This window comes from Ilumatobacteraceae bacterium, from assembly GCA_033344875.1.
GTDB lineage: Bacteria > Actinomycetota > Acidimicrobiia > Acidimicrobiales > Ilumatobacteraceae > Ilumatobacter.
Genome location: JAWPMO010000001.1, coordinates 3,208,633 through 3,220,952 on the forward strand (window position 1 = coordinate 3,208,633; position 12,320 = coordinate 3,220,952).

Genomic DNA, 12,320 nt, shown 5'->3' on the forward strand with positions numbered 1-12,320 from the left:
CGGGTCCGCACGAGGGGTCAACGGGTAGTCTGCGCTGCATGGCAGGCGAGCTGATCTACGCGTTCAGAGTGATGCGTCTGCCGCTGCTCGACGCGGGCGGTGCGGAGATCGGCAAGATCGAGGACATCGTCGTCGTCCCCGGTCGCGTCGGGCACCCGCCGCGGGTCACCGGGTTCGTCGCGTCGAGCCAGCACCGCCGCATCTTCGTCAACGCCGCCCGCATCGCCGATCTCGACAGCGATGGCGTTCGTCTGCGCAGCTGGGACCTCGACCTCAACCCGTTCAAGCCCCGCCCCGGCGAAACGCTGATCAACAACGAGGTCATCGACCGCTCGATCGAGGGCGGCGAGCGGGTGAGCGACGTCGGCCTGATCGAGAAGAACGACGGCCGATCGAGCCACTGGGAAGTGTCGAAGGTGCGGCTCGCACGACGCAACACGCTGCGGCGGCGGCCGAGCTACCGGCTCGTCGAGTGGCGTGAGGTCGCCGTCCTGTTCGCCGCCAACACGGCGATGGAGGCCGAGGCCGCCCGTCTGCGCGACATGCACCCGAGCGATGTCGCCCACATCGTGCGTACCATGCCGCTCGCGCAGCGTCGCCAGCTCGCCGAGTCGATGGACGACGAGCGCCTCGCCGACGTGCTCGAAGAGCTCCCCGAGTCCGAGCAGCTCCGGCTGATCGAAGGGCTCGACCTCGACCGCCTGGTCGGTGTGCTCGACGAGATGGAGTACGACGATCTCGCCGACCTGCTCGGCGAGATGCCCACCCAGCAGCGCGCCGCCGTCCTCGCCGCGATGGACGACGACGAGGCCGAGGTCATCACCCGTCTCCTCTCCTACGAAGAAGCCACGGCGGGCGGCATGATGACGCCCGAGATCATCATTCTCGGTCCGTCGGCCACCGTTGCCGAAGCCCTCGCCCAGCTCCGCGACCCCAGCTGGACGCCGAGCATCGCGAGCCAGGTGTTCGTCACCCAGGCTCCGTTCAAACCGCCGACCGGCAAGCACCTCGGGATCGTGTTCATGCAGCGCCTCCTCCGGGAGCCACCGAGCATGGAACTGCGTCACTGCGTGGCCCGCGACGTGCCCACCGTGTCGCCCGACACCACCGACCGCGCCGTGTTCGAGGAGTTCGCGTCGTACGACATGTTGGCGCTGGCCGTCGTCGACGAAGCAGGGCGTCTGCTGGGTGCGGTCAGCGTCGACGACGTCGTCGACCGCATGCTCGGCGCCGGATGGCGCCTTCGGCACCGCCGTCAGGACCGCGCGGCAGAGCAGGCGGCTGCCCGCTCGTGAAGCGCCGCAACGAGCTCACCCAGCCACGACAGCGTGGCCGCTTCGACCTGTCGTACGACTCCGAGGCGTTCGGCATCTTCAGCGAGTCGATCGCCCGCTATCTCGGCACCGCCCGGTTCCTGGTGTGGCAGACCGGGATCATCGTCGTCTGGCTGGCGTTCAACATCATCCCGCCCGCCGACTACCAGTTCGACCCGTGGGATCGCGGCCTCGTGCTGCTCACGCTGGTGCTCTCACTCCAGGCGTCGTACGCGGCGCCGCTGATCCTGCTCGCCCAGAACCGTCAGGAGCGGCGCGATCGGGTCGCCGCCGACTACGACCGCGAGGTCGCCGAACGCACGCAGGCCGACACCGAGTTCCTCGCCCGCGAGATCGCTGGGGTCCGGCTCGCGCTGGCCGACGTGGTGACCGGCGAAGAGCTGCGCGACCAGCTCAACGATCTCACCAAGTCGATCGAACGGTTGAGTCGACGTCTCGACGAGGTCGCCCCACCATCACCCGACGACGGCGAAACGCTCGAAGCATCCAGCCCGGCGAACGACTGAACGGTCACCCCGGCTGCGGGACGCCGGTGAACTCCTGGAGGCGAACCCCTGCCGCCTCGATGCGACGCAGCAGGCCGAGCGTGTCGAGCTGAGGGTCACTGGTCGCCACGGCACCGTGGGGGAGCTCGTCCGCGAGGGCGGCCGACGCGAACACGGCAGCCATCGCAGCCGACGCGGTGCCGACGAGTTCGGCGACGCCGAGGATGCGCGTGAGACGGGCGCCGTCGGATGCGCTGCCACGCACCTCGACGCGCAGCGCTCCGACCCGTCCCTCACGGTGGGGCGGGCGGAGCATCGGCAGTCGAGACGTGAACCGGTCGCGACGCCGCGCGCTGCGGCGGGCGTCGATCCGGATCGCGTCGGGAAACGACTGGTGCAGCAGGACCGGGCTCGCGATCTCGGCGTGGTAACAATCGCGGGCGCCGACCGGCTCGGGGAACCAGCACAGCTCGCGGCCGCCACCGCCGAGCGAGTGCCGCCATTCGCCATCGCGCCAGCTGACGGCGCGTCCGCTCAGCGATCGGTGGTGCTCACGTGCGCAGCTCGGCCCGGCGGTCCCGTGGACCGCGACGTGGATCTCGTCGACGGCCGCCATCTCGAACGACAGGTACCGAGCCAGGAGACCCGACAATCCGGGCGTGAGCGCCGCCCCGATCACCAGCGAGGCGTCGGATGCCGCGAAGTCACGGTCGAGCGCCATCAGTTCCCGGGTGTCGTCGAGGCCGTCGCCGACGGTGACGACCGACGCACCGCGCACGCCGAGCACCCGAGCGAGCGGCGCATGGTCGACCGGATGCGCCAAGACGGCGACGTCACCCGGACCGACGAGCGGCGTCGGCTCGATGCGCGGGTCGTGCGAGCGCACGTCGAACTCCGCCAGCATCCGCTGCACACGACGGCCGACGATGCCGTCACCGACCACCCAGATCGCCATCAGCGTTCCGTGTCGGTGGGCAACTCGAGTGGCCGCCATCCACCATGCTGCGGCGGGGTGCCCCCACGCCCGCGGACCCGTAGGCCGGCTGCCGCGATCCCGGCCATCGTGAGCGCGCCGAGGATGCGCCGCAGCAACTTCATGGACGCAGACGGTACCTCGCCGGGCCGCCGGTCGGTGACGCCCGGCGCGGGTGCGACACCCAGTCGATACGGTCCGATGCATGCCCGCCGCCGTGATCGAACCTCCCCGACCATCGGTCGACGACGTCGAACGCGAACTCGCCGAGCACGTCCGGGCCCTCGCCGGGCCCGACGCCGTGCCGCGCGCCGACCAGGTCGCAGCGGTCGCAGCGGTCGTCGCCGAGCGTCGCCGCACCCTGCTGGTCGCCCGGACCGGCTTCGGCAAGTCGGCCGTCTACTTCTCGGCCACCCGGATGTTGCGCGACCGCGGCTGGGGTCCGACGGTGGTCGTGTCTCCCCTCCTGGCCCTGATGCGCGATCAGGTCGCAGCGGCCGAACGGCTCGGTCTCAACGCGGTCACGATCAACTCGTCCAACATCGATGCGTGGGCCGAGATGGAAGAGCAGATCGGTCGCGACGAGGTCGACCTGCTCCTGATCGCGCCCGAGCGGCTCGCCAACGCCGGGTTCCGTCGACGAGTGTTCGACACGATGCAGACGCGGGCGTTCGCGCTGGTCTGCGACGAGGCCCACTGCATCTCCGACTGGGGTCACGACTTCCGGCCCGACTACCGCCGCCTGCGCCGATTGTTGGCCGACCTCCCGAGCTGGACCCCGGTCCTCGCCACCACGGCGACCGCGAACCAGCGGGTCACCGACGACGTGGCGAAGCAACTCGGCGACGACACGCTCGTGCTCCGCACACCGCTCGACCGAGCGTCGTTGCACCTGTCGGTCGTCGACCTCCCCGACGACGCACACCGGCTCGCCTGGTTGGCCGAAACCCTCGGCGACCTGCCGGGCTCGGGCATCATCTACTGCCTCACGGTCGACCAGGCCGAGACGGCTGCGGCGTGGTTGCGGTCGCGTGGGCACGAGGTGGCTGCGTACACGGGCTCGGTCGAACCCGGCGAGCGGTTGGCGATGGAGTCGGCGCTGCGCGCCAACGAACTCAAAGCGCTCGTGGCCACGTCGGCGCTCGGCATGGGGTTCGACAAGGGTGACCTGGCGTTCTGCGTCCACCTCGGGCTCCCGCCGTCGCCGGTGGCGTACTACCAGCAGGTCGGTCGTGCCGGCCGCGCCATCGACCGTGCCGAGGTCATCGCGGTGCCGCGCCCGACCGAAGACGCCGCGGTGTGGAGATGGTTCGAGTCGGTGTCGCTCCCCTCCGAGGAGATCTGCCGCTCGGTCCTCGACCTGCTCGATCCCGACGCACCGACGTCGGTCGCGGCGATCGAACCGAACGTCAACCTCGGTCGCAGCCGGCTCGGCATCCTGCTCAGCATTCTCGAGGTCGACGGCGCCATCACGCGCGCCGGCAACGGCTTCATCCGCACCGACGCCGACTGGCGGTACGACCACGAACTCGTCGACGCGCTCCGCACCCTCCGCCGCGCCGAGTCCGATCAGATGCTCGCCTGGGCCGACCTGTCCACCTGCCGGCTCCGGTACCTCCGCGAGGCGCTCGACGACGACACGGCCGACGATTGTGGTCGCTGTGATCGTTGCACCGATCACTCATGGCAGCGTGAGCCCGACCCGCTGCTGGTCGCGGCCGCGCACGATGCACTGCGCGGTGGCGACATCACCGTCGAACCGCGCCGCCAGTGGCCGTCGGGGTTGGGCGACCCGAAGGGTCGCATCGCCGTCGACCGTCAGGCCGTACCAGGGCGAGCCCTCGCCCGGCTCGGCGACGGCGGATGGAACCCGGTCGTCGAGCGGCTCATCACGGCCGTCGACGCCGGCGGTTCGGCCGAGGTGCCGTCCGAACTGGTCGACGCGATCGCCGCCGTGCTCAAACGGTGGCCGTGGGCCGAGCGCCCGACCTGGATCTGCCCCGTGCCGTCACGTCGTCGCTCGGCCCTGGTCGGGCACGTCGCCGATGCCCTCGGGTCGCTCGGCAAGCTGCCCGTTCATCGGGCGCTCGTCGATGCCGATCCCGACGGGCGCGGGTTCCAGTCGGCGCAAGACAACTCGGCGCATCAGGTCACCAACGTGTGGGGCCGGTTCGAGGTCGATCACGCCGCACTGCCGGCGGCCGACATCTTGGGTGGGCCGGTGCTGCTCGTCGACGACGAGGTCGACAGCCGTTGGACGATGACGGTGGCCGCCTGGCAGCTCACGGGCGCCGGCACGGCAGCCGTGCTCCCGTTCGCGCTGCGCTCGCGCTGACGACTCGCGGCGCGATCGGCCGACCGTCGGCCGTACATCGCTCCAACCCGGCTGTCAGCGGCGCTCGAGCTGAGCGATCACCTCGGCATCGGAGTCGAGCAGGTACGGGACTCCCAGCGGGTTGATCGCCGTCGCCGTCGCCAGTTCGGCCCTCGCCGCGTCGTCGTCTCCCAACGCGTGGTGGATGAGCGCCGAACGGACGTGCAGCTCCGGATCGCGGATCCCGAGCACGCTCGCGCGCTCGATCGCGTCGGCCGCTTCAGCGAAGTTCCCGGTGCGATAGAGCGCCCAGGCGTGTGCCTCGTGGAGCTCGAAGAAGGGCCGGTCGGCGACGGCCTCTTCGGCTTGGCGGAGCGCGACGGCCGGGTCGCCGTGATCGGCTTCGAAGAAGATCAGCCCAGCGTCGGGCTGCACACCGTTCGACCGATCGATCGCGATCTGCTCCCTGGCCCGGTCGTACCAGGTCTCGGCCGCTTCGGATCGCCCCTCGCCGTCGAGGAACTCGCCGAACTCGATCATGAAGTCGGCGAGCGGTGTCCGTTCGACGAGCAGTTCGTAGTTGGCGATGGCGGTCTCGATCTGCCCGGCCTGACCGAGGGCATGCGCCTTTCCGGAGAGTGCGCTGATGTCGTCGGGTGACGCCTCGAGCGCGTCGAGGAAGTAGCCGAGCGCCGAGTTCGGATCGCCGCCGCCGAGTTCCATCTCACCGATCTGGAACAGGGCGAACGCCCGGTCGTCGCCCGTGAACGCTTCGTCGAGCGCACGCTCCATCAGACGTCGCGCCTCGTCGTCGTCGCCCGTCAGCTCGGCAACGTAGGCGGCTCGTGTGATCGAGGCGATGTCGGGCACGAGTTCACCCATGCGGGCGACCGACTCGAACCCGTCGTCGTAGTCGCCCAACTGGATCTGGGCGTCGCTCAACACGCCCCACAACGTCGCGTTGGCGGGGTTGATCTCCAGGCCGGTCAGCGCGTGGCGCTCAGCGGTCGGGAAGTCGTGGCGGGCAGCGGCGACGGCCGCCAAGCCGGCGTACGCCAGGAAGTTGTCGTCGTCGTTCACCTCGAGCGAGTCGCCGAGCACCTGATCGGCCCGTGCGTAGCGGGTGGGATCGCCGGTGATCCGCGCGTGATCGACGTACGCGATCCCGAGCGTGGCCAACGCCACGTCGTCGTTCGGGAACGCCACGATGCGCGCTTCGAGCTGCGTCACCGTCTCGGCGATCGATCCGGCGCCGAGCCGACCCGTCATGCCACTCACGCGAGCGTCGACCGCGGGCGTCGCTGCCGGGGCGGGCGGGTCGTCTCTTCGGAGTCCGAAGGCTCCCGCCGCGACGATCGCGACACCGAGCACCGCACCGACGGCGATCACCGGCAGGCGACGGGACCGCGATGGCGCCTCGTTCGATTCGGGGGTGGGAGCCGAACGCTCCATCGTCGACGTGTTCATCTTCGTTCCTCGTTCGTTGCTGGGATGTCGTACTGGTTCGCAGACCCGGCTGGTGCGCCGGGGTGGGGCGGCGGCCGCCCACGTCGAACGTGAGCGGCCGCCGTCAACCGGATTCAGCTGACGCCGAGACCCGGGAAGTACCCGACGAGATCGACCACGAGGTCGGCCGGGTTCTTGAGGAAGATGCAGACCTTGCCGCCCTCGCCGATGTTGGCGGCCACCAGGTTGGCGGTCGACTGACCTTCACCCCGGTAGTTGCCGTTCGACGCGGTCGGCTGCTGCACGCCACACGGCCACACCGTGATGAACCCCACACTCGACTCGTTGGTCGTCGTGATGTTCAAGAAGGCGGCCGAGGTGCCGGCGGGGACGGCGGCGTCGCCGACTCCCGTGACCTGGACCTCGACGACCTGGCCGTCCTGCGGCTGCGAGCCGCTGTACCCGACCTGACCGAACTCTTCGCGGGTCTCGAGGATCCGCTCGGGACCGGCCGGCGTGTACTGCGAGTCCGCCGGGAGCACACCCATGAGGTCGACGATGAGGTCCGTGCCCGAGAGCGTGTACAGGCACACCGTGCCCTCGTCGCTCAGCTGCGCCACCGCAAGGTTCGGGATGACGGCGCCCGGCTCGTAGTTGAGCGTCGAAGCGGTGGGCGGGTTGCCCTCACAGTCCCAGACGGTGACGAAGCCCGGAGCGGTCGAATCGGTCGACGTCACGTTGAGGAACGCTGCCGTGGCACCGTCCTCGACCTGATCGCTCGATCCGACATCGACGACGATCGTCGCGCCTGCTGCCGGCTGGCTGCCGGAGTAGCCGGTCTGACCGAACTCCTCGCGGGTCTCGAGGATCCGCTCGGGGGTCACCGGGGTGACACCCGACGTCGACGGGACGTAGCCACCGATGTCGGCCACGAGGTGGCTGGCGGCCAGCGTGTACAGGCAGATGGTGCCGGCATCGCTGATCCCCACGAGCGTGAGATTCGAGGTACCACCGGTGATCTCGAGCGAGTTCACGTTCGAGGCCGTCGGCTGGTCGTCGTCACAGTCGAATGCCGTGACGAACGTCGGACCTTCGTTCTCCGTCACGGTGACGTTGACCGCCACTGCTTGGGCGTCGTCCGGCACGAGCGAGCTGCCCACGCCGGTGACCTTGACCTCGACCACGTCGCCGGCTCCCGGCTTGTCGCCGATGAAGCCGATCTGGCCGGCCTGCGAACGAGTCTCGAGGACACGGTCGGGCGACACGGTCACGAACTCGCTGGCCCGCGGCGGTCGCTCGGTCCCGTTGTTGACGCTGTCGTTGTGCGGCAGCGCCAGGTACGGGAACGTCGAGCGGAACTCACGGTCGTTGCGGTCGACAGCGTCGCCGGCGGCGAGCGCTGCCACGAGCTGGCCCGATTGTGCGGCGCCTTCGACGGTCTGGATCGCGATGTCGACGACGTCGTCACCGAGTCGGCGACCGTTCGGGAACCCGTCGAACTGCTCGGCGAAGAGGCCGAGACGATTCGGGTTGGCCGACGGAGCGATGCTCATGTTCAGCCGCAACTGTTCGGACGGCCGCAATGTCGTCGTGGTGTTCGCGACGGCGTTCAAGTTGTGGCCGTTCAGGTCGACGGGCAACACCACGTCGGGATCGCCACCGAGACCGGCATTCGCGACGCTGACGCCCTGCAGGAAGATCTCCTGGAGGTCGTAGCGGGGACCCTCGGGGGCCGGAACACCGTAGATCGACTCGATCAACTCGGGGAGGATCGGGTTGGTGACCGCGTCGACCGCGGCTGCCACCGACGCATCGTCGGCCGGGGCGAGCCCGTTGAACGCATCCTTGAGCGCGAGCGGCAGGACGACCTCGTTGACGAGCGGATTGCCGAGTCGCGACACCTGCGTGTACTCGACGGCGCCCTGTGCGGAACCGTCGGCGTTGCGGACGCTGCGCCGGTCGGTCGTGCTCCAGATGCCGATCACGGGGTTCGCGTCCGGCGCGCCGGCCGCGGCCAGCAGCGTCTTGGGAACCTGGATCGCCACGGAGTTGACGTTGTAGCCGGCGAGCGTGTCTTCACCGACCTCGGAGAGGTCGCCACCGTAGAGGAGGTCGAACACCCGGAGGTCGAGGAAGAACGGATCGTCGGCCTGTCCCGCGTACGTCTGTCCCTCTCCGCTGAACAGGTCATAGGTCGCCTGCTCCATGAGCGGGGCGTAGTCGGGGATCGACCCGGGCCCGGTGAGCGATGGTGCGGCGCGGACGTCGTCGAGCAGCGTGGTGCTGACGTCGGCGACGCCGGGAGCCGAGATCGTCTGGATCAGGTCGTACGTCTGGAAGTAGAGCAGGTTCTCGTCATCGAGCGACGTGACGGGCCCGTTGTTGTAGAGGAACGTCGAACCGTCGTACTGCGTGGTGAACTCCCACGTGTACGTGATGTCCTCCAATGCGTCGCCGTCGTTGTCGATCTTGATGTTGTATCGGGTGTCCTCGGCCCACGGATAGAAGTTCGGGCCGCCGTTCGGTTCCTCGAACGGGATCCAGTTGGAGATCAACGTCACGGTGTCGGTGTCGTCGGGGCTCACGAACGCGTAGACGTCGGTGTTGTCAGCGCGTGGGTCGCCGGCGATCAGTGGTGCTTCTCGGTGGCTGGATGCCGTCGTGCCGCCGGGGCCTCCGACGGCGATGGCGCCACCGACCAGGGCGAGCGCTGCGCCGATCACGGCACCCCGCTTTCCCGTTCGGGCGGATGGTCGGGTGAGTTGCATGGTTCCTCCTCGGGTGGCGGGCACCGAGGTGCCTGCCGTTGTCTGCGACCACAGGAGGGTTCCCGTGAGCCGTCGAACCGCGACCAGCGGAGCACGAACGTGCTTCGCTGGTCACCTCTTGTTCGGACTGCCAACGGGAACGGATTGCCGGTTTCGAGATTCCCGCCGAGAACGTGGGCGGATCGCAGCCGCCCCCACCCGTCGTCGCCGGGCGGGCGCGATGACCGCTCCGGCTCGACCGTGCCGAGAGCCGGAGCCGGGAGCAAGGTGCCGAAAACGACGAAACGGGACGCCTTTCGGCGTCCCGTCGTGGTGGGGCTAACAAGAATCGAACTTGTGACCTCTGCCTTATCAGGGCAGATCACAGGTGTCCGTGGTTGTGCACTGTTGTTCGTTTATACCATTTGAACTGGTGTTTTGTGATCGAGAGTGTTGGCTCATGTCGGCTCGTGTTGCGTGGTCCGCGGACCTGACGCGGACCTGGAGGGCTAGAATCGGAGTGTGGCGTCGATCCGAACGAAGCGATTGGGCAACGGAAGAGCGGCCTATCTCGTTCGCTTTCGCGCAGTCGACGGCAAGGAGCGATCCAAGCAGTTCTCCCGCCGACGCGATGCCGAGCACTTCGCCCACGTGATCGAGATCGACCGGATGCAGGGTTCGTTCGTCGACCCGCGGCTCGGCAAGCTCACCGTGGAGAAGTGGTACGAGCAGTGGTGGCCGACGGTCACGAATCTCCGGCCGAGCACGCGCGCTCGCAACGAGATCGCGATGCGGACCCACGTGTTGCCGACATTCGCGACGGTGCCGCTGGCGCGCGTCGATCGAACGAGCTTGCGCGAATGGGTCGCACACATGGCCGACGAGGGCGGTCTGGCGCCGGCGACTGTGGCCAAAAACGTTCAGGTGTTCAACAAGCTGATGCGCGCCGCCGTCGAGGACCGGTTGATCTCCGCCAACCCGCTCGAACGTCTACCGCTCCCCCGAATCGAACGCGAGGAGATGCGATTCCTCGCGCCGGCCGAACTGGCAAGACTCGCGGACACGATCGATCCCCGGTACCGAAGCTTCGTGATCCTTGCGGGTTACAGCGGTCTGAGGCTCGGCGAGTTGCTGGCTCTCCGGTGGGCTCACATCGACGTTCGGCGCCGGCAGATTCAGGTGAGTGAGACCTTGTCGGCGGTCGGAGGTCAGATCAGCTTCGGCCCGCCAAAGACCAAAGCCGCGATCCGAACAGTGGGTGTCCCCGGCTTTGTGATCGAGGAGATGCTGAGCGTCGGCGACCCTGCGGCCGGCCCCAACCGCCTCGTCTTCGCCTCGCCCGAGGGCCACCCCATCCGACCGACACTGTTTCGTCGACGGTTCTGGAATCCAGCGGTCGAGGCCGCCGGTCTCGCACCGCTGCGAATCCACGACCTTCGCCACACGGCAGTCGCACTCTGGATCGCCGCCGGAGGACATCCCAAGCAGATCGCCGCGCGAGCTGGTCACACCAGCGTCTCGGTCGTGCTCGACCGCTACGGTCACCTACTCCCGAACCACGAGGACGCGTTCATGCAAGCCCTCGAGAACCTCGGTGCCGCAACCACAGCCGAACCCCAAGACGAGTCGGATTAGCCGCGACCGCTACGTCGATGCTGCCATGCCGCGTTGTTGAACGGCATTCTTGCCCTCGTTGGAGAAGGTGGGCGAAGTTACACTCGCGTCATCCGATAGGCGCCGAGGAGGAGGGCACGGCAATGGCACCATCAAGACATCCGGGTCCGTCTGACCTCGTGCTCCAATCGCTGCGTCATCCGCGAGGCCGCTATCCGGCGGATCGAGCAGCTCAGCTCTCGGGCATCCCTCGATCGACTCTGTATGACTGGCAACGAAACTCGGTCTACGTGCCCGATTTTGCTGGTGGCAGTCCAATGGCCTGGTCCTACCGAGATCTCGTGTTCGTCAGAGTGCTCGCATGGCTGCGCAACGACGTCAAGACGCCGCGCCCAGCCGCTGCCGAGCGTGTTAGCAGGCTCAAGCGACACATTAGCGCTGGTAAGCCAGTGACGATCCTGCACGCTGATCGAGACACGCTGGCCGCAGACGGCGACGTGAGCGCTCCCCTGGAAGGCCGGAGCCGGCTCTTCGCCGACCTCCTGCAGACGTTCGACCTGACCGCTGCTGTCGAGGACTTCGGCCGAAGCGCAAGGTTGTGGGGTCCGAACCTCGTCACGCCGAGCACCCACACCTACATCTCTCCGTGGGTCCTCGGTGGCGATCCGTGCGTCGAGCGAACGCGCATCCCCTCGGCATCGATCTACTCGTTGCGAACCGAGCGCGGCCTTGACATAGCGGAGATCGTGAATCTCTACCCTGGCCTCGACGAGTCCGCCGCCGAGGACGCGTTCGAGTTGGAGACACGTCTTCGTGGTGCGCACGAGCTCGAAGCAGCCTGACAGGATTCGGCTGCTCCTCGATCAGGGGTTTCCCAAGCCGCCCGGGTTCGAACCGAGCGATGTCGATCGCAACCTCGAGTGGATGCATCTGTGGGACTGGAATCGTAGGCTCTCCGAGCGTTCGACGCCTGACTGGGCGCTGTACTGCGAGGCCGCGTTCAGCGGGTTCAACGCAATCGTCACGCGCGACTTCACACAAGCGGAGCAGGCCGAAGAGATGGTCTGCCTGAGCCATCTTCGGGACTTCCACGTGATCAGCTGGCGGCAACGCATGGAGGATCCCATTTCGGAGTGGGGTCAGCTGCTCGCGTACCTCCCGGCGATCCGACGCTTCATCGGCCAGCACGACAGTCGGGTGATCTTCCTCCCGGTTCCGACGTTGGCGAACGATCGCAACGTTCACCCACCAAAGGAGTTCATCGGGAGGATCGCAAAGAGTCGAGGTCAGTCGGTGCAACAGGTGCGACGCGAGGCCATCGATGCAATGCGAGATTGGGAGACCTATGTCGAGGACGACCCGGCGAAGTACACGGGTCGGCTCCTGCCAAAGCGCTCGAAGCCATAG

Annotated in this window: 10 protein-coding genes; 6 read left to right on the top strand and 4 right to left on the bottom strand. The window is 68.1% G+C overall.

Annotated elements, in window-relative coordinates; all coding sequences use genetic code 11:
- Positions 1–38: 38 nt before the first annotated feature.
- Entirely contained in the window at positions 39–1,295 is a 1,257-nt protein-coding gene (locus tag R8G01_15175) for a CBS domain-containing protein (GenBank protein ID MDW3215342.1), read from the top strand.
- Positions 1,292–1,840, top strand: coding sequence for a DUF1003 domain-containing protein (locus R8G01_15180; protein MDW3215343.1), 549 nt, complete (start codon positions 1,292–1,294; stop codon positions 1,838–1,840). The genes R8G01_15175 and R8G01_15180 overlap by 4 nt, the downstream gene beginning before the upstream one ends.
- Before the next feature lie 4 nt (positions 1,841–1,844).
- Here the strand turns inward: R8G01_15180 and R8G01_15185 are convergent, their stop codons facing one another.
- Together R8G01_15185 and R8G01_15190 are read right to left on the bottom strand one after the other, a co-directional pair.
- Positions 1,845–2,774, bottom strand: coding sequence for a hypothetical protein (locus R8G01_15185; GenBank protein ID MDW3215344.1), 930 nt, complete (start codon positions 2,772–2,774; stop codon positions 1,845–1,847).
- Positions 2,774–2,917: a hypothetical protein gene (locus tag R8G01_15190; protein MDW3215345.1), complete on the bottom strand. Its 144-nt coding sequence runs from the start codon at positions 2,915–2,917 to the stop codon at positions 2,774–2,776. The genes R8G01_15185 and R8G01_15190 overlap by 1 nt, the downstream gene beginning before the upstream one ends.
- 80 nt (positions 2,918–2,997) lie before the next feature.
- Here R8G01_15190 and R8G01_15195 point away from each other — a divergent pair, with 80 nt between their 5' ends.
- The gene (locus R8G01_15195) at positions 2,998–5,127 is read left to right on the top strand and encodes a DEAD/DEAH box helicase (protein MDW3215346.1); all 2,130 of its coding nucleotides are present in this window, start codon (positions 2,998–3,000) and stop codon (positions 5,125–5,127) included.
- A gap of 54 nt (positions 5,128–5,181) precedes the next feature.
- On the opposite strand, the gene R8G01_15200 is transcribed toward R8G01_15195, so the two are convergent.
- Together R8G01_15200 and R8G01_15205 are read right to left on the bottom strand one after the other, a co-directional pair.
- Positions 5,182–6,573 (bottom strand): tetratricopeptide repeat protein, encoded by a 1,392-nt coding sequence (locus R8G01_15200; GenBank protein MDW3215347.1) that lies wholly within the window; start codon positions 6,571–6,573, stop codon positions 5,182–5,184.
- A 113-nt stretch (positions 6,574–6,686) separates the two neighbouring features.
- Positions 6,687–9,320, bottom strand: coding sequence for a DUF4331 domain-containing protein (locus R8G01_15205; GenBank protein ID MDW3215348.1), 2,634 nt, complete (start codon positions 9,318–9,320; stop codon positions 6,687–6,689).
- Positions 9,321–9,821: 501 nt separating this feature from the next.
- Here R8G01_15205 and R8G01_15210 point away from each other — a divergent pair.
- The 3 genes from R8G01_15210 to R8G01_15220 all read left to right on the top strand — a co-directional run bounded on the left by R8G01_15210 (position 9,822) and on the right by R8G01_15220 (position 12,320).
- Positions 9,822–10,934: a tyrosine-type recombinase/integrase gene (locus tag R8G01_15210; protein MDW3215349.1), complete on the top strand. Its 1,113-nt coding sequence runs from the start codon at positions 9,822–9,824 to the stop codon at positions 10,932–10,934.
- Positions 10,935–11,254: 320 nt separating this feature from the next.
- Complete coding sequence (locus tag R8G01_15215) at positions 11,255–11,755, top strand: DUF433 domain-containing protein (protein MDW3215350.1); 501 nt, start codon at positions 11,255–11,257, stop codon at positions 11,753–11,755.
- An 82-nt stretch (positions 11,756–11,837) separates the two neighbouring features.
- Positions 11,838–12,320, top strand: coding sequence for a hypothetical protein (locus R8G01_15220; protein MDW3215351.1), 483 nt, complete (start codon positions 11,838–11,840; stop codon positions 12,318–12,320).

What these genes read in the sequence shown, in the direction of transcription:
- R8G01_15200 (MDW3215347.1), bottom strand. Translation starts at nt 6,573, where the DNA reads ATGAACACGTCGACGATGGAGCGTTCGGCTCCCACCCCCGAATCGAAC.
- R8G01_15205 (MDW3215348.1), bottom strand. Translation starts at nt 9,320, where the DNA reads ATGCAACTCACCCGACCATCCGCCCGAACGGGAAAGCGGGGTGCCGTG.
- R8G01_15185 (MDW3215344.1), bottom strand. Translation starts at nt 2,774, where the DNA reads ATGGCGATCTGGGTGGTCGGTGACGGCATCGTCGGCCGTCGTGTGCAG.
- R8G01_15175 (MDW3215342.1), top strand. Translation starts at nt 39, where the DNA reads ATGGCAGGCGAGCTGATCTACGCGTTCAGAGTGATGCGTCTGCCGCTG.
- R8G01_15190 (MDW3215345.1), bottom strand. Translation starts at nt 2,917, where the DNA reads ATGAAGTTGCTGCGGCGCATCCTCGGCGCGCTCACGATGGCCGGGATC.
- R8G01_15195 (MDW3215346.1), top strand. Translation starts at nt 2,998, where the DNA reads ATGCCCGCCGCCGTGATCGAACCTCCCCGACCATCGGTCGACGACGTC.
- R8G01_15220 (MDW3215351.1), top strand. Translation starts at nt 11,838, where the DNA reads ATGCATCTGTGGGACTGGAATCGTAGGCTCTCCGAGCGTTCGACGCCT.